We start from the raw sequence: 16,814 nt of genomic DNA on the forward strand, positions 1-16,814 counted from the left end.
TTGATCAAGACTCCTGTTGGGAAATGTCTACCGCATCACCGACCGAAAGGCGCCCGCTACCCTGGTGAACGACATTCTGGCCGAAAATCACACCATCCCCGGTTTTGCGATAACGGGAGAGCGTTCTGAGGGGCTCGGTATCCGGATCTTTCAGGCCAGTATCCGGGTCCACCGTGGTCATGATGCACCGGGAACAGGGTTTTGCGACCGAAAACCGGGTTTCACCGACGGTAATACTTTGCCAGCTATCTTCAGACCAGGCCTCAGCCCCTGAAATGACAACGTTCGGCCGAAAACGTCGCATTTCCACGGCTTTGGCCAGCCGGCTATTGAGCTCATCCAGGGATGCCTGATTGGTTATCAGCAAGGGGAACCCATCGGCAAATCCGACCCGGCGGTTTTCCGGCACCCGCAACGGGTCTACACGACGAAAACTCTCATCGGGCATGTACACAAAACGAAGGGACTGGCCTACGTAACGACTGATCGCCGCATCGGCCGGCTCAGGGCCGGTCACGGCGTCCACGGTATCGCGCCAGACCTTGACCGCCATCCTGCCATTGCCGGGACTCAGGCCAAAGTCACCCTGCCCCGGAACACCGATCTCAACACCCTGAGGCCCTAGACGGGTCGCAACGTTTGCCAACAAAGGCAGCTGTCGCTGGGTAATAAACTGCCCCTGATCGTCCACCAGCATCCAACGGCGGTCCCCCGCGGGTCCGAATTCATCCAGTTCGAATGAAGACACTTCGATGCCAGCCAGAGACTTGACCGGGTATATAAAGAGGGATTGAACACGCATGATGACCACCCTTGCAAGTAACAGGTTTGGGATGGAAGTGAGCGAGTATAACCGACGAACCCATGCCCATGGGGGAGAAATGCGGAGCAGAAAACAAAAACCCGGCCTTGTGGGCCGGGTTTTTCCTGAATCTGGAGCGGGAAACGGGACTAGCACTGACGCGCTAAGCGTATGTTTTCCAACTCTTTTCTTCGCTGAGGGTCTCAACGAAGGCCTCAATTTTAGCCTCGTTTTCGGGCGTCGTCAACGAAGACCGTCCACCAATTTCCACTCGCCGCCAACACCATCCGCTCACCTGCGTGCTACCCCGTGCCGAGGCAGTCCGCTGCATCGCGTACGTGTGCGCGAACTGAGTGCGCATCTCTCAGCCTTGCACAGCTGATCATGCGCAAGGCGGAGCGAGGCAGTCAGTTGCTATGTCGATCTATCAGGATGCCGTGGAAGTCTCACCGGCATCGCCTCCCCCCTGGCCAGCACCAATCAAACCGCATAGACGCAGCGCCGAGGCAAGTCGGTTAGACCCCTTATAGAACACGCGATACGAAATGAGTCTTGATGAAAAAATCAAGGCCGACGACGCTGACAGGCGTGTACAAGCGCAACCAGGTGCGGTCACTAATCGCTCGATGGTCGAAGCATCGCGATTTTCACATATCGAGCGGGCAATGGCCACTGGCCTTGAGCATGTGGACCCAACATGCTTCGGCATACCCCGCCAACGTGCGCCCAAGAAGCCAAACAACAAATGCCGTGACCATACGTCGATCGGCAGCAGAGGAGTCGGTGATGTAGCGCTCCCGCAAGGAGATGGAGACATGCATGAAGAGCTGCCAGCTTCAAAGGTGTTCTATCGTCCGATTGAGGCCGCCATACGCTGGGCAGGATTATGGCGTTACTCGCAAGAAATCCTGTCCTCCATCTCGTCGCCTAGAAATCTGCCGAGAACGCTCAATTGCCCCCGATGGGATGAACTGCGACTCTGCACGGAACGCATCTACGATGCCATCGTCAACGGTGAGCTTCCCTATGGTCGAAACGGCATCACGTTGAACGATGAATCCCTGCTTGATTCCCATGAGTTGACCGTGCGCCACCTCGATCTCAAACACTGGATGCAAACCCACTACCCAGGGCATCGACCTGCTTTTCTTTTCAGTCGCATCGAGCGCATCGCGCACCCCGTCATCACGCTGGAAGCCGGACAGGCCATGTTGGTGGAACGCCAAGCCATGAAGGCGGAGCTTGAGCTTTGTCGTCGCGAACTGCGGAACCTCAAGGAGCGTCACGAAGAACTGCTCAAGCAATCTGGGGCAATCCCAGCCTGCGGCCAGTGTTCTCTCAGTGATCGTGCGGAGGCCACCTACCTGCACATCATTGGCAGCATGTTGGAGCTGATGCTGAGCAGATCTCCTTCGGGCAAGCCGCACTCTTGCTTCAGCACCCAGGAGGCCATCGTCAGCGCGTTGATCGCTCATCGTGGCGGCACCATGGGCATCACCGAGCGCACGCTGAACGGCAAGTTCGCCAGCGCACGGAGGAAGCTGGGCAGCGCTAGCGTAGTTGCTTGAGGTTTTCCAGCTTGTATCTGCAGTCTGGGAAATTGCATTTGCAATGTACTTCGGAAGCCATGTCTATTGAATAGAGGTCACCCCAACAAACGCCACTGAGCGTTAAGGAGTGACCACTATGTCGCAGCCCACTGCACTGCTGCCCGGCGAGCGCCGCATCCTGCGGCTGGACGAAGTCGAGGCCAAATCCGGATTCAAACGCGCGCATATCTACTCGCTCATGAAAAAGGGTGAGTTTCCCCAATCGCTACGCCTCGGCGTTCGCGCTGTCGGATGGGATTCCACCGAGATCGATCTGTGGATAACCGAACGTCTCAAGAACCGCGCGCAGCAGCCAGCTCTCCCGAGCGATGTCTGAGGAGAGCCCTATGCAGGTCGTATCCATCATTTCGACCAAAGGCGGCGTGGGCAAGACCACCGTCGCGGCCAACCTCGGCGCATTCATCGCCGACGCAGGTCTGCGCGTGCTGCTGCTCGACCTGGACATGCAGCCAACCCTGTCGTCCTACTACGAGCTGAAGCATCGCGCACCGGGCGGCATCTACGAGCTTCTGGCCTTCAACGAACGCGACCTGGCGAACCTGGTGTCGCGCACCGTCATCGACAACCTGGATCTGGTGCTGTCCAACGACGAGCACCGGCAGCTCAATACCTTGCTGCTGCACGCCCCAGATGGACGCCTGCGGTTGCGCAACCTGATGCCAAACTTCCAGCCGCACTACGATCTGGTGGTCATAGACACCCAGGGCGCGCGCAGCGTATTGCTGGAAATGGCACTGCTGGCGTCCCAGCAGGCCGTGTCGCCCGTCACACCGGAAATCCTGGCTGCACGCGAACTGCGGCGTGGAACCCTGCAATTGGTCGAGGACATCACGCCGTACCGAAAGCTGGGCATTGAACCGCCCGCACTGCAGTTGCTGATAAACCGCGTCCCCGCCGTCTCGTCCAACGCGCGCCTGATCCAGCAGACGCTACGCCTGATCTTCCAGGAGCAGGCCAGCATCCAGGTACTGGCCACTGAAATTCCTGCGATCGAAGCTTTTCCGCGCGCAGCCACCCGAGGCCTGCCTGTTCATCGCGTCGAGCATCGACGGCCTTCGGGCCGTCAGGCATTGGCCGCGTTGGAGATCGTGCGCGGCCTGGCAAATGAGCTATGCCCTCAGTGGCAGGAACGGTTCGCAGCGGTCACCGGCAAGGCCGGAGGGAGGTTCGCCCATGTCGAACGCCCATGAACTGGCCCGCGGCCACAAGCGGTTGCTGCCGCTGATCGAGTATGCCCTGAGCGAAGGATGGGAGGTCGTTCGTACCCCAGGTGGACATCTCAAGTTCACCCGGCCGGGCCTGCCACCGATCTTCACCAGCGCCACCGCCAGCGACCACCGAGCGGGGCTCAACGCCCGCGCCATGCTGCGGCGAGCCCAGCGTGGGCTCGAACCCTCGGAGCTTCCTACGCAGGAAGGAGATGGCCATGCCTGACATCTCCCCCCAGGACGTTGCAAACAAGCTCCTGAGCGATGGCTTCACGCGCAGCGGCCCCGTCGCGAGCAGCTTGAGCGATCCGATTGAGGATACGCCGATGGTCGTGACGCTCGATGAACTGCGGCCGTATGAGCTTGATCCGCGCCTCACCCGCAACCCGCTTTACGACGACATCAAGGCGTCGATTCGCGAACGCGGACTCGACGCTCCCCCGCCCATCACGCGGCGTCCAGGCGCGGATCACTACATCATCCGCAACGGCGGCAATACGCGTCTGGCGATCCTGCGCGAACTCTGGAGCGAGACACGGGACGAGCGCTTCTTCCGCATTGCCTGCCAGTTCCGGCCATGGCCAGAACGCGGAGAAATAGTTTCCTTGACGGGCCATCTCGCGGAAAACGAGCTGCACGGCGGCCTGTCGTTCATCGAGCGCGCATTGGGCGTGCAGAAAGCCCGGGAACTGTATGAAGAGGAAACCGGCAAACCCTTGTCCCAATCCGAGCTGGCACGCCGCCTCAAGGCGGACGGCTATCCCGTGCCGCAACCCCACATCAGCCGGATGCAAGAGGCCATCCAATATCTGCTGCCCGCCATCCCGACCGTGCTTTACGCCGGCCTGGGGCGGCACCAGGTCGAGCAACTGACCAGCCTGCGGCGCGCCGCCGACAGAGTCTGGTCGGCCCGCAATCGCCAGGCCCACTCCCACCTCGATTTCCCCACGTTGTTCCAGGACGTGTTGGCACTGTTCGACAGTGCGGCGGGCGGCTTCAGCGTTCAGCGCGTCCAGGACGAACTGGTCGGCCAGATGGCCGATCTGCTCGACATGGAATACGACACGCTGCTCTTCGAGATTACCGACTCGGATCGGCGCTGGCAGGTCCTCAGCAGCGAGCCTGCCGGCGAACCCGAATCACCTCCCGCGCCAGCACCATCCCTGTCGTCGCCATCGACAGCGTCGACCGGGCAGCCATCCTCGCCCCCGCCACCGGAGCAGACATCGACGACGCCTTCGGCGCCGACAGCCGCGCCGCCCGCACCGGGTCCGGAGGAATCCGACGATGCGCAGCGTGCCACCCTGTTGCAGGAGCACATCGTATCGCCAGCCGGCACAACCGAGCGGCTGCAATCCATCCAGCGCCTGGTCGCGGATCACACCGGCGAGACGTTGCCGGATTTCGAGCGCAACGTCTTGCAGTCGATCCCGATTCAGGCAGGAAGTCTCTATCCGATTACCGACGTCTGGTACATCGAACCCGCGCTGGACGACCCCGATCGCCTGCGCACGCATATCGCGCAGTTCGCCCGCGAGATTGCCGGCGAAGCCGCTCTGCAAGACCTGGTCGAGGCGTGCCAGGAAGGCATCGGTTTTCGATGCCGGCAGCCCGAGGCCGAGCCAACACCCGATCGGCACGCCCAGGCGACGCTGGCACTGCTGCATGCCCTGAGCACGCCTTACTTGGCGACCGATCAGTCGGTCACGAGCATCGATCTTTCGATTCTCACCGAAATGCTGGGAGCGCTTCTACAAGGTACCCCGGCAGTCACCGGAGCGCAGCAAGGCTTGCCACACAGGCTCAGCGACAACGCCCTGGTGAAACTGTTCCGCCTGCTGCGGCTTGCCCGTCGCTTGAGGGACATCGAGTCCGGCATCGCCGATGGCGACCATGCCATCACCGGATCATGAGAGGCGTAGCCATGTCCGGACCTCACCCACTTAACCAGGCAGTGATCGCCCAGGCACTTCATGATCTACGCAACGGCCAGTTGCGCCGGGCCAAGTCGATGGGGTTCGACGACAAGGATCTGGATGCCCTCAAGCATCCCGCGATGGCCAGCGTGCTGGCCAACGCCAACGTGTCGTGGTGCTCGGTAGTCGTCAACCGCGATGTGCTGCGTCGTCTGCTGCACCAGGTAGAAGACGTCACCGAGGAGGTGGTGAAGATCGATCGGCTACTGCGCCTGGGCGCCAGCACGGAGCTGATCAGCAAATTCTTCGGCTTGACCCACCAGGAGATCGCCTTGCGTCGCAGTGTCATCGGCCTGCCGAAACGCAAGGGGCGGCATCCGGTATTGACCGAGGAACAGGACACCGACCTGTGGAAGCGCTGGTCCTCGACAGTGAAGGAGCAGGAAGTCGACAGCAACGACGACATGGGAATGCTGGGCGTCGCGGCGGATCTCGCCGAGGCCACTGGGCTGCCTCTGTCCGTGATCTGGAATGCCTTGCGCGGATGGATCGATGAAGGGCTGACCTGATGACGGATGGGCCACACCCTACGCGCGGCCCCGTCCGGCTGGGCGAGCTGTTCGAGCAGGCGCTCGGCCAACTGGCACCTCAACAGCCGCCGCCGGCCCCATCTGCAGTCTCACCACCGACCGACGGCTTTCTCTATAGTGGCAATCGACACGACAGCGTGCCGCGTGCATTGCTGCTGGACCGGCGCCTGACACCGCTTGAACGCAACGGCTGGCAGGTGTTCCGCCTGATGCTGGCGGACGACGGCATCACCGCCATGCCCACCTACGACCAGCTTGCGCCTTGGCTGGCCTCCATGCCTTGTGCCGAGAGGGCATCGCACGAGACGGTGGCCCGAGCGCTGACCGTGCTGCGACTGACGCGCTGGATCAGCCTGGTGCGGCGCCGGCGTGATCCCAGAAGCGGGCGCATTCAGGGCAACCTCTACGTCCTGCACGACGAACCGCTCACCCCTTACGAAGCCATCCAGCTCGATGCCGATTATCTGGAGTTGGTCAGCCAGGCACTGACGCATGCCAGCAAATCCGTCCAGCGCGTGGGCGCGACCACCCTGCAGGAGTTGACGCAAGACCCCATGCTCAGCGGCCGAGTGCTGCCGAGTCGCCTGGAGATTCTGTCACAGCGGCTGTCAGCGCAGGGCTGGAACGGCACATCGAGTTATCCACAGGGCGGCGGCGAACACGATTCCGAAGACGGCTCCGACGACCGTCTTCGGAATCTGGCGAACCTCTCTTCGGATTCCGAAGCAGGCCGGAAAAGCCCGGAAAACGGCGCACTTCGGAATCCGAAGTCGGACCGTACAGTACGTATAAAAGAAAGTATTAAAGAAGTACGTACAGTACCGCGCGCGCAAGAAGAACGTCAGCAACTGCAGTTGCCCAGGCGCTTCCTGGCGCTGAAGGCGGAGCAGCAGAACGGCGCGCTGGCCGCGATGCAGTCAGTGGATCACGATCTGCGGCAAGCCCTGCTGGACGAATGGGATGCACGTTGCGCCTCCACGACGATCCGCAATCCCACCGGCTACCTGTTCGGCATCATTCAGAAAGCCTTACGGGGAGAATTTCGCACCTGGGCTGCACAGAAGGCGCCTGCGGCGCCAGTCAACAGGACACCAGAGCCCGATCCGCCGCCCGCCACACCTGCTGATGCGGAAGTCGCGAAAGCTCATCTGGCGCGCCTGCAGGAACTGTTGCGCTCGACCTGACACGCCCGCGAGCCGGCACGGCGTCGAGAGTCATCAGCCCGGAAGCTGCTCTGCAATGTCCAAGGTGTTCCACCGTCGCCTATACCCCGGGTATAGCGGAACACACCGCCTTCCGCCCGCAGCGGCCCTGATCCACACCGTGCTCCCCCGGCAGCATCCACTGAGCGCCATGGACGCCTATACCCCGGGTATAGCGCAACACGCAGCCTTCCGGTGCGGCATCGCAACGGTGCTTCCGAACGATGCGCGCGGCTGGCCGCTCCGACAAATCAGGCAAGCGGCGGGTTCGGTTTGATGACTGACGGCCTTCCGGCCAACCCGGATGCTGACGACTCATTCATCACCGAGAGTCGTCACCATGGCCCAAGAGAACAATGCCACCGAATCCCTTCAGTTGAACCTGGGATCGCTGCGCAGCGCGATGTCCCTGACCCTGCACACCCACCATGCGTCCCGCATCTGGCATGGCCGCGCCCCGGCCGAAGGCAGGCCCGGCATCATCGGCCTCAACGGCTTTGTCTCCATCATGAACAAGCTCAAGCGCGGTGCCGAACAGGACGACCCCTATTCGGACTGGTGGATGCTGCGCATCGAGGACAAGCTATCCACCACCAAGGAACAGCTCCAGACCCTGCGTCAGCAAGTAGACCAGGCACTGGCCGGCGTGCCGCCTGCGTTGAGCCTGGGCGAGAACCTCAACGTCCAGCCGGTCAAGCTGCCGCTGTTCGTGTCCTCGCAGTTGGGCTTCATGGCGGTGTATCTGCTGGCGGACTACGACGATCTTGCCCGACGTCTGATCCTGGCCCACCACACCGCGCTGATCGATCGCTCGACACTCGAACGCTGGCTCAACGACGGCGCGCACTCATTGCGCAGCCTGTTCTCGCTGGCGCAGCAGTACCGGTATTCCGGCACCACGCGCGACGACTTCGCGGCGAAGAATGCCGCAGCACGGGCGGCGCTGGAAAAGTACGGTGAATTGCCCCAGGACGTGCTCGAAGGTACCCGGCGCAGCCGCTTCGCGCCGCCGATCGCACGCCGTGGCCTGCAGCAGCGCACCGCCCCCGAAACCGAACCAGCCAGCGAGCCGGATGCTGCGGCAGACCCCGCCGAAGCAGCCTCATCCGACGAGGGTGAGTCAGCATGACAGTACGCGAACCGAACCAACGCCGGCACTTCCAGCCCCTGGAACAGGCGGACTTCATCCAGTTGGAACAGGCGGGCTATCTAAAAGGCCTTTTAAGGGCTTTTAAGGGTAAAGGGGATCTCGAAGACTGGGTCAACCGGTGTCACGCGCTCAGGGATGAGTTGATTGACCTGGCGCAGCGGCGCGTGCTGGCGCAGGCGCGAGGCTATCCCTTCCGTCTGCTGTCCATTGAACTGGCCCAGCAGCGTACCGGCGCAGGCACGACCTTTCTGCGCTGGCGCAAGCACGACCGCTCGGCGATGGGCGTCGCCCTCTGGCAGGAGGTCATGGCCTCCACGGCCACGCCGGTGAATCTGCTGGAGGATCTGCTCGCGCTGGAACAGCAGCGCATCGCGTTGAACATGCAGATCAGTCTGCTGCATACCCTCGGCCGGCAGGCCCAGGACTGCGCCGGCAAGATGGCCCAGGCCGAGGACGCTTATCTGCGCCGGCTCAAATCCATTCCCGCCGCAATGCACGATCGGTGATTGCGCCAGGCATCCCAGCACGCGCCCGGGGCCGGCTTGGCACGGGCATTTCAACCACCACGGAGATCACAACATGAGCACGCATTTTTCTGGAGAAGGCAACATCGGCTCGCCGCCCGAGTACCGCGAGTTCCCGAATGGCAACGACGAACCCAGTCGCCTGCTGCGCCTGAACGTCTATTTCGACAACCCGGTGCCCAAGAAGGACGGCACCTTCGAGGACCGTGGTGGCTTCTGGGCGCCGGTCGAAATCTGGCACCGCGATGCCGAGCACTGGAAGGATCTGTACCAGAAAGGCATGCGCGTTCTGGTCATCGGCCGCATGGAGCGCGAACCCTGGGAGGACAAGGATGAGAAGCCGCGCGAGACCTGGCAGATCAATGCGCGCAGCGTCGGCATCCTGCCGTACCGGATCGAGTCGGTCACGCTCAGCCCGAAGCCGACATCAGCGGAGCAGCCGCCACCGTCGGAGTAGGCGCATCTCCAGGGGCGAGCCTACCGAGGCTCGCTCCGTCTTCCTGTCTTCGGGAAGCGAGGTTCCACCAACATCCACCGCGTTTTCGCGCGCCCAGCGCAAGAAGCTCCAGTACACATCAACACTTCGCACGCCCAACGCCCCCGGTCGGATATGCCGCCGTTTCCGTGATCAAAGCGGGTGCCTGCACATTCCTCTTGTTTGCGGTGAGGTTCGCAACATCCAGACATGCTGCTGCCCAGATACATCGGCAATGTGATTTGGATGGACAGGCATGCGGCTATTTCTCTGCGAAAAACCTTCGCAAGGCAAGGACATCGGGCGCCTGTTGGGCGCAAGGCAGCGCGGCAATGGTTGCCTCAACGGCCCCGGCGTTGTCGTGACGTGGTGCATTGGCCACCTTGTCGAAGCCGCGCCGCCGGAAGCCTATGACGAACAGCTCAAGCGCTGGACGATCGAGCAACTTCCCATTATTCCCCAGCACTGGCGGGTTGAGGTCAAACCCAAGACCGCAGCGCAATTCAAGGTCGTCAAAGACCTTCTGAGCAAGGCGACCGGACTGGTCATCGCCACCGACGCCGATCGCGAAGGCGAACTGATTGCGCGCGAGATCATCGATCTCTGTGGCTATCGCGGCCCCATTCAACGGCTGTGGTTGTCAGCACTGAACGACGCCTCGATCCATGCCGCGCTCGGCAAGCTGAAGCCTTCGGGCGACACGCTGCCCATGTATCACTCGGCGCTGGCGCGCTCCAGAGCGGACTGGCTGGTGGGGATGAACCTGAGCCGCCTGTTCACCCTCCTGGGGCGCCGGGCCGGCTATGACGGCGTGCTGTCGGTCGGACGCGTGCAGACCCCCACGCTCAGACTGGTGGTCGATCGCGATCGTGAAATCGCGGCCTTCGTCTCCGTCCCGTTCTGGTCCATCGAAGTGGCGCTGTCCTGCACAGGCCAGACATTCACCGCGCAGTGGCTGCCGCCATCGGCCAGTACCGACGATGCAGGCCGTTGCCTGCAGGAGCCTGTTGCGCAGCAGGCGGTGCAGCGCATCCGCGCCGCTGGCGCTGCTCAGATGGTATCGGTCGAGACCGAACGCATGCGCGAAGGCGCGCCATTGCCGTTTGATCTCGGCACCTTGCAGGAAGTGTGTTCCAAGCAGTTCGGCCTCGATGTCCAGGAGACGCTAGAGATCGCCCAATCCCTGTACGAGACGCACAAGGCCACCACCTATCCACGTAGCGACTCCGGCTATCTTCCCGAAAGCATGCATGCCGAAGCGCCCACGGTGCTCGACAGTCTGCTCAAGACCGATCCGAGCCTGCGCCCGATCATCGACCAGCTCGACCGCACCCAGCACTCGCGCGCCTGGAACGACGCCAAGGTATCGGCCCACCACGGCATCATCCCCACGCTCGAACCCGCCAACCTGTCGGCGATGAGCGAGAAGGAACTGGCCGTCTACCGCCTGATCCGCGCCCACTACCTGGCGCAATTTCTTCCGCCGCACGAGTTCGACCGCACGACAGCAAGGTTCTCTTGCGGCGACCAGACATTGCAGGCCGTGGGCAAGCACGTAGTCGTGCCGGGTTGGCGCCTGGTACTGGCCGAGCCGCAACCCGACGATGCCGGCGATGACGCCGCACCCCGCAGCCAGGTGCTGCCAGCGCTACACCAAGGGCTGGCGTGCCAGGTGGCTGGGGTCGATCTGAAGGCGCTCAAGACGCTGCCGCCGCGCCCGTACACCCAAGGTGAGTTGGTCAAGGCGATGAAAAGCGTCGCCAAACTGGTGTCAGACCCACGCCTGAAACAGAAGCTGAAAGATTCCGTGGGCATCGGCACCGAAGCGACCCGCGCCAATATCATCGGCGGCCTGCTGAACCGTGGCTACCTGATCAAGAAAGGACGGGCCATCCGCGCCTCGGATGCCGCCTTCACGCTCATCGACACCGTGCCCGCCGCGATCGCCGATCCCGGCACAACCGCGGTGTGGGAACAGGCGCTCGACATGATCGAAACCGGACAGCTCGCGCTCGATACCTTCATCGACAAGCAGGCGGCCTGGGTCACGCAGTTGATTGCGCAGTACCGTGGCACCTCGCTGTCCATCAAGATTCCCGAGGGGCCAGCATGCCCGCAGTGTGGCGGTGCCACGCGCCAGCGCAGCGGCAAGAGCGGTCCATTCTGGTCCTGCGCGAAATACCCCGACTGCAAGGGAACGCTGCCCATCGAATCGGGCAAGCGTGCCGCGCCGCGCAAGCGCCGCGGTGGCCCGAAGGCCTCCTGAAAGACAGAGAACCCGTCGTCGCGTTGACCACCCCCGGCAACGTGACCACCGCCCCGCAGCCCTGCGAGGCTCCCAGCACGCGATACCTTCTGTTGCGGTGTGCGCGCCCCTTGCGAGGGGCGAGAAGGCCTTTTTTCCTCGAATCACGCACCGCGTATTCCCTCGATCAGTAACAGTCCCGCCCGCTGCGAAGGGTCTCCTGATGCCTTGCCTGCCATGGGGGTCGAGGCATCAGGAGACCCTTCAGGGTTGGCGGTATTCGACACCGGCGCCCACCGGTGAAAAGAACGGGCTCCCTTTGTGCGCGGATGTGCGCCAGACGATGCCGGCCCCAACCACGACAAGGGCCGGGTGAATGCTGAGACAGCGAACGGTTCCACCGACGACCGCAACCTGAACCAGTACACGGGTGGTTTCCTCCTCCAAGCCGAAGGCGGCCAGCCTTCGGCGTGTTTTCTCCTGCGCATCCGCCATGACGACCCGGCAATTCTGCCTCGGTCACACGAACAGGAGACACCCGAACGAATCCTCAACCACAAGCCGGCCGCCGAGGCGCCGCGCTACAAGGCGATTGGCAATTCGATGGCGGTGCCGTGCATGGCCTGGCTGGGCCGGCGCCTGCTGCAGACTCTGGACAACGCGGGGCGCACGACTGCGCATTGATCAGCGACACCACGCAACGGCAGGCGCATTGTCGGGCCTGCATCGCTGATTCGTCAGCCGTTGCCAGCAGCCAGGGTCGTGCAGGCTGCGTCGCGGACCCTCCGCGCCGACCGTCCTTGTCCGCATCGCATCGTGCCGCGGACACGCGCCCATTCCGGGCGTCGATGCTGCTTCTCCCTCGGGCCGACCGGCCCATTCCCCTTCCCACCGGCATCCGCCTGTTCAGTGCCCCGTCGCACCGGGCAGCGCTGTGCCTGTCCGGTGCAAACCATTATCCAAGGAGTCATCTCATGAGAACCCTTCGTCTCAAGACCAACCAGCACAGCCTCATCGCCAATCTGCGCCATGCGTTCAACCAGGGCTCGATGCTGGGCGAACTGTTACAGAACGCCCGCCGCGCCCAGGCCAGCGCGATCCACATCACGGTGAACCAGGACAGCCTGACCATCACCGACGATGGCATCGGCATTAGCGACCTGCAGACCTTGATCTTCATCGCCGAATCCGGCTGGGACAAGCAACTCAAGGCGCGCGAGAACGCCTTCGGCCTCGGTGTGCTCTCGACCTTGTACTTCGCCAAGACTCTGACGGTGCATTCGCGCGACAAACTGTTCAGCGCGCGAACCGCCGAGATCATTGCCGGCGAGCCGATCGAGGAAGACATCGCAGGCTCCCATCTGGAGGGCACCGCCATCCACCTCGAAGGCGTCAAGCCGGTGCAGGCCGGGCAGGATCTGCCCACCTGGGTGGAGCACGAGCTCCAGCGTCTGTGCGAAGCCTTTCCGGTGCCGGTCTGGCTCAACGGCGCTGAAGTGCCACGCCCGTTGGCGAAGCCCGATCTGCACTGGCGCGAGACGTCCATGGGCAAGGTCTTGATCAATCTGTCCGGTACGCGCACGCAGTGGCGCTGCTTTCTTCAGGGACTGCCCATCGGCGGACGACCTATCGACAGGCTGCCCACGAGCCAGGAACGCCAGGTCGTCCTGCTGCCTGACAACACGCTGGCGAAGCTCCCGGATCGGCAGCACCTGCTGAACGAGACGGAAGATCATCCACGTATCCAGGCTGCGGTCGATCAGGCCTACCGCGAGGCACTGATCGAGAAGAAGCAGGCGCTTGCCGCCAGCGACTTCGTCACGCACTACGCGCATGTCTGCCTCAACTCGTCGAACGCCGATCTGCTCAACGACGTGCCCTTCGTTCCTCTGTCCTGGTTCCGGGACTGGGACGAAGAGCCGGCCGGCTATCGTCAATACTGGCGGCGTTATCTGGGCGGAAATGGCGTGATCGCCCAACAGGCCCTGGAAGTGCTTGGTGTCTGGCAGATCGAGCCCGACGACGAAACCGCGCCGACCGCCGAGATCTACCTGGAAGCGGCCAAAGCGTATGTACTCGACGAGCCCGGTCTGGATGACGGCCACTGGCTCAAGCGTCTGATCAAGGTCGTCAGCCCTGAGCAGGTGCGCATCAGAACCGGCACCACCTTGCATCGAGAGGTCAATCCCGGACTTGCCGACTACGAGGTGGAGCTGGAATTGGTCGATACCCTGCATGTCGGGCTGGAGGGCCATCTCGGGACGGTGGAGTACGCAGTGGAGGCCGTGCGCAAGGGATACACGCTCTACCTGACCCCCTCGGCGGGGGCCAGAACCGGGCTGGTCTGCGACTATGTGTTCGACGATCGCTACGGTGAGGATCGTGAAGACGAGGACGCACTCCTGATCGAAACCTTCATCGCCGTAGGCTGCTCGTCATCAGCCGATCGCGTGGTCCAGGCGCTGCTGCCGTACGCGCTGCGCCATGGCGTGCAACCCAAGCTGGCCGGCGCCACCGTGCGCCTGGTCTTCGATGACACCGGCAAATTGCAGGCGGTCACTGCCTGATCGGTGCCATCTCTCCACGCCCCCGATTTCGGGGGCGTTTTTTCTTCTTGTGGGCCGACGAAAAACCGGTTCTCGCTACCGGGTGCGGGCGAATCCGGCTGTGCTGATTTCCCGTTTCCGGATGACGCGGACAGTACCAGAACCGATGCTGGCATCCGCTGTTGCCGACATTGTCGGCTTCGCCAGCAGCCAGGGTTTCAGGCTGCCGTGGAGCTTGCTCCATGCCACCCGCCAGTTCGCCGTCGCATCGCTCGGGCGAACGCTGCCCATGCGGGCATCGATGCCTCTTTCTCCAACCTACGGGATGAGCGCTTCGTCCCGCAGGGGCGTGGCGTTTCCCGACTGATCTCAAGGAATGTCCATGGAAACCATCATCACGCAAGACCGCATCACCCTGAAACACCTCAAGGTCGCGGATTTCGCCAGCGAAGAGACGCTGTGCTTCACTGCCACCGTCCTGTTCGATGGCGTTGCCATTGCCGATGCCCGCAACGACGGGCACGGCGGTTCCACCTTCATCCGCGCACTCGGCGGTCAGGCTGCACGGCTGGCCGAGGCCGAAGCCTTCGCCAGGAGCCTGCCCCCCGACATGCTGAAAGGTGGCATCTCCGGCGAGGACGACGACCCGCTGGTCATCGACATCACGCTCGACTACCTGGTCGATCATCTGGCTGAAGCACAGCATGCCGAGCGCAAGCTGCGCACCGCCTACACCCGCGACATCGCCAACAAGGTGCTGTTCATCAGGGACGGCAAGCTGCTGTTCCTGAAAGGCATCAAGCTCAAGGCCATCGCCGACCGCGCCGGGTACTTCGCGGCGCTGCGCGCACGGCAGGAAACACCCATCGTCATTCTGGCCGAGCTGCCACCAGACGAGGCTTTCGCCTTGTGGAAGCAGCATGTCCTGGGCGGCGAATCGTCCTGATCCCCAAGGCTTCCCGAGCCTCCACAGCCCCGCGATTGCGGGGTTTTTTTCGTCCATCAATCGGGACGCCTCGGATTCCCATTTGCGCATGACGCCGGCGCGGCGCTGGCTGAATCTGCCTGCATGTGTCGCTGACCTGGTCAGCACCATGCCAGCAGCCAGGGTTTCAGGCTGCCGCGGGATTTCCCTCCCGTGCGACCCACACCAGTCCGCCATCGCATCGAGTCCGCGGACGCGCGCCTTCATGGTGCCGATGCCGATTCATCCACCGCCAGCGGGAGCTGCCATCCCGTCAGGGGCAGGGCCGCCTCGCTTCTTAAAGGAGTCCGTCCATGTTCCAGCAAAGCTCGTTCGGCCACTTGGCCCTGATCTACGCAGGCAAACACCTACCCCTCGAAGTGCTTCACAGCGCCGCCGGCCACTACATCGGTACGCGCGACATCGAAGGCCCCGTCTCCCGCGAGTCGGCCGAGTACTTCCGCAGTTCGGCGGCAGCCCAGCGAGCCCTCGACCGAGGCGGCTGGACCCAGCTGCCCACCCCTTGATCCCCATCCATGAGGAGACCGTCATGAATCAGCTTCTACCAACCGACGTCGTCGATCAGATCATGCGTGAAACGCGCCATTTCGAGCGTGCGCCCGAGGCCTTTTTCGAGGCTTGGAAACGCGGTGCGGAAATCGCCGGGCCCGAGTGGTTTGGCGATGGCACCCGCGAAGGCCTGCGCCGTGCCGCCAGCAAGTGGGACTTGCGTCCGAACCTGCTGGAACTCAACGACGCCCTGGGCGTTTTGAGCGGCGGACAGCGCATGTTCCTGTCCGCGATGGTGAGCTTCTACAACTCGCGCGAGGGCGCCGCGATGCTCAAGCGCTGCGGCTTCGAGGGGCTTTCCGACCTCGGTGGCCTGGATCTGGAGCGGCGTCAGGTGATCGCCGATCTGGTACTCAACTACAGCGGCTGGTAGGTCCGAACGACCGACCACCGCCATTTTCTCAACCCCCAGCGAGGGACATCCGTCCCTTCGGGGCGGTGTCCCTCCATTCTTCCCACAGGAGCGACCCATGTCCCGAAATCCATCCTTTGCCGTCGTCCTCGAAGGAGGCCTGGTGCAGGCCATCGTCGTGCAGGACTGGCCCGATCATCTCCCGCTGCCGCCATTCGCGGTAGTGGACTACGACACCGAAGGCGCGGCCGACGACGAAATCGTCTGCTTCGACATCGGCAACTCCGAAGCCGAAGCCCTGTGCCGCAGCAACACCCCCACGGTGTTCGAGTCCTTGCCGGACGCGCTGTCACCACGGGTTGTGCTTGCCGCACTGGGCGAGCCCGTCCTGGATGACGCACCCGAACCGCTGGCGATCGCCCGCCGGGTGCGGCAGAACGTCCTCGATCTGGATGCCCGGATCAACACCAGCGAGCAGGCACCGACGGGCGACGACTACAACGCGCTCTACGTCCTGGCCAACTGCGGCCTGATCGAACTGCTGAAGTCTCTGGGCGACCCCACCGACTTCGGCGAATAGCGCTTTTCCCACCATTGCCCGAAGCCACGGTTTCGGGTTCATCCCCGCGGATGCCATGTCCGCAGGGGCTGGCTCCGCAT

20 protein-coding genes are annotated in these 16,814 nt (G+C 63.0%); 17 read left to right on the top strand and 3 right to left on the bottom strand.

Going from position 1 to position 16,814, the window contains the following annotated elements:
• Positions 1-4: 4 nt before the first annotated feature.
• Positions 5-802, bottom strand: a complete 798-nt coding sequence (locus RVM24_RS06265; RefSeq protein WP_374786544.1) for an MOSC domain-containing protein — start codon at positions 800-802, stop codon at positions 5-7.
• A 545-nt stretch (positions 803-1,347) separates the two neighbouring features.
• Here RVM24_RS06265 and RVM24_RS06270 point away from each other — a divergent pair.
• The 7 genes from RVM24_RS06270 (at position 1,348) to RVM24_RS06300 (ending at position 7,310) form a co-directional block, all read left to right on the top strand.
• Entirely contained in the window at positions 1,348-2,370 is a 1,023-nt protein-coding gene (locus RVM24_RS06270; protein ID WP_427776057.1) for a hypothetical protein, read from the top strand.
• A 118-nt stretch (positions 2,371-2,488) separates the two neighbouring features.
• Positions 2,489-2,728: an AlpA family transcriptional regulator gene (locus RVM24_RS06275; protein WP_003296444.1), complete on the top strand. Its 240-nt coding sequence runs from the start codon at positions 2,489-2,491 to the stop codon at positions 2,726-2,728.
• A 10-nt stretch (positions 2,729-2,738) separates the two neighbouring features.
• Positions 2,739-3,602 (top strand): ParA family protein, encoded by an 864-nt coding sequence (locus RVM24_RS06280; RefSeq protein ID WP_106763485.1) that lies wholly within the window; start codon positions 2,739-2,741, stop codon positions 3,600-3,602.
• Positions 3,586-3,846, top strand: coding sequence for a type II toxin-antitoxin system HicA family toxin (locus RVM24_RS06285; protein ID WP_003296446.1), 261 nt, complete (start codon positions 3,586-3,588; stop codon positions 3,844-3,846). The genes RVM24_RS06280 and RVM24_RS06285 overlap by 17 nt, the downstream gene beginning before the upstream one ends.
• On the top strand, positions 3,839-5,533 hold the full coding sequence (locus RVM24_RS06290; RefSeq protein WP_106763754.1) for a ParB family protein: 1,695 nt from the start codon (positions 3,839-3,841) through the stop codon (positions 5,531-5,533). Before RVM24_RS06285 ends, RVM24_RS06290 begins: the two co-directional genes overlap by 8 nt.
• Before the next feature lie 11 nt (positions 5,534-5,544).
• Positions 5,545-6,105, top strand: coding sequence for a DUF2857 domain-containing protein (locus RVM24_RS06295; protein WP_003296448.1), 561 nt, complete (start codon positions 5,545-5,547; stop codon positions 6,103-6,105).
• Positions 6,105-7,310 (top strand): STY4528 family pathogenicity island replication protein, encoded by a 1,206-nt coding sequence (locus RVM24_RS06300; protein ID WP_106763487.1) that lies wholly within the window; start codon positions 6,105-6,107, stop codon positions 7,308-7,310. Before RVM24_RS06295 ends, RVM24_RS06300 begins: the two co-directional genes overlap by 1 nt.
• A 79-nt stretch (positions 7,311-7,389) precedes the next feature.
• Here the strand turns inward: RVM24_RS06300 and RVM24_RS06305 are convergent, their stop codons facing one another.
• Positions 7,390-7,647, bottom strand: a complete 258-nt coding sequence (locus tag RVM24_RS06305) for a hypothetical protein (RefSeq protein WP_041609531.1) — start codon at positions 7,645-7,647, stop codon at positions 7,390-7,392.
• Positions 7,648-7,668: 21 nt separating this feature from the next.
• Between RVM24_RS06305 and RVM24_RS06310 the strand changes: the two genes are divergently transcribed.
• From RVM24_RS06310 to RVM24_RS06335, 6 genes are all read left to right on the top strand, one after another.
• Positions 7,669-8,457: a PFL_4669 family integrating conjugative element protein gene (locus RVM24_RS06310; RefSeq protein WP_003296450.1), complete on the top strand. Its 789-nt coding sequence runs from the start codon at positions 7,669-7,671 to the stop codon at positions 8,455-8,457.
• Positions 8,454-8,984, top strand: a complete 531-nt coding sequence (locus tag RVM24_RS06315) for a DUF3158 family protein (protein ID WP_015879464.1) — start codon at positions 8,454-8,456, stop codon at positions 8,982-8,984. Before RVM24_RS06310 ends, RVM24_RS06315 begins: the two co-directional genes overlap by 4 nt.
• 73 nt (positions 8,985-9,057) lie before the next feature.
• Positions 9,058-9,459 (top strand): single-stranded DNA-binding protein, encoded by a 402-nt coding sequence (locus tag RVM24_RS06320; protein WP_003296452.1) that lies wholly within the window; start codon positions 9,058-9,060, stop codon positions 9,457-9,459.
• Between the two features lie 274 nt (positions 9,460-9,733).
• Complete coding sequence (locus tag RVM24_RS06325) at positions 9,734-11,743, top strand: DNA topoisomerase III (RefSeq protein WP_106763491.1); 2,010 nt, start codon at positions 9,734-9,736, stop codon at positions 11,741-11,743.
• A gap of 351 nt (positions 11,744-12,094) precedes the next feature.
• Positions 12,095-12,406: a hypothetical protein gene (locus RVM24_RS06330; protein WP_003296454.1), complete on the top strand. Its 312-nt coding sequence runs from the start codon at positions 12,095-12,097 to the stop codon at positions 12,404-12,406.
• 290 nt (positions 12,407-12,696) lie between these two features.
• Complete coding sequence (locus RVM24_RS06335; protein WP_106763493.1) at positions 12,697-14,289, top strand: ATP-binding protein; 1,593 nt, start codon at positions 12,697-12,699, stop codon at positions 14,287-14,289.
• Here the strand turns inward: RVM24_RS06335 and RVM24_RS06340 are convergent.
• The gene (locus tag RVM24_RS06340; protein ID WP_431475144.1) at positions 14,279-14,512 is read right to left on the bottom strand and encodes a hypothetical protein; all 234 of its coding nucleotides are present in this window, start codon (positions 14,510-14,512) and stop codon (positions 14,279-14,281) included. The two genes, RVM24_RS06335 and RVM24_RS06340, sit on opposite strands and share 11 nt — an antisense overlap.
• A 138-nt stretch (positions 14,513-14,650) precedes the next feature.
• Between RVM24_RS06340 and RVM24_RS06345 the strand changes: the two genes are divergently transcribed.
• The 4 genes from RVM24_RS06345 to RVM24_RS06360 all read left to right on the top strand — a co-directional run bounded on the left by RVM24_RS06345 (position 14,651) and on the right by RVM24_RS06360 (position 16,734).
• Positions 14,651-15,214: a hypothetical protein gene (locus tag RVM24_RS06345; protein ID WP_106763496.1), complete on the top strand. Its 564-nt coding sequence runs from the start codon at positions 14,651-14,653 to the stop codon at positions 15,212-15,214.
• 332 nt (positions 15,215-15,546) lie between these two features.
• Positions 15,547-15,759 carry a hypothetical protein gene (locus RVM24_RS06350; RefSeq protein WP_106763498.1) on the top strand — a complete coding sequence of 71 codons (213 nt, stop codon included), beginning with the start codon at positions 15,547-15,549 and terminating at the stop codon, positions 15,757-15,759.
• 23 nt (positions 15,760-15,782) lie between these two features.
• Complete coding sequence (locus tag RVM24_RS06355) at positions 15,783-16,175, top strand: hypothetical protein (RefSeq protein ID WP_003296459.1); 393 nt, start codon at positions 15,783-15,785, stop codon at positions 16,173-16,175.
• A gap of 97 nt (positions 16,176-16,272) precedes the next feature.
• Positions 16,273-16,734: a hypothetical protein gene (locus tag RVM24_RS06360; RefSeq protein ID WP_058167139.1), complete on the top strand. Its 462-nt coding sequence runs from the start codon at positions 16,273-16,275 to the stop codon at positions 16,732-16,734.
• The last annotated feature ends 80 nt before the right edge of the window (positions 16,735-16,814 follow it).

The organism is Marinobacter sp. KM021 (assembly GCF_050707965.1).
GTDB classification, from domain to species: domain Bacteria; phylum Pseudomonadota; class Gammaproteobacteria; order Pseudomonadales; family Oleiphilaceae; genus Marinobacter; species Marinobacter shengliensis.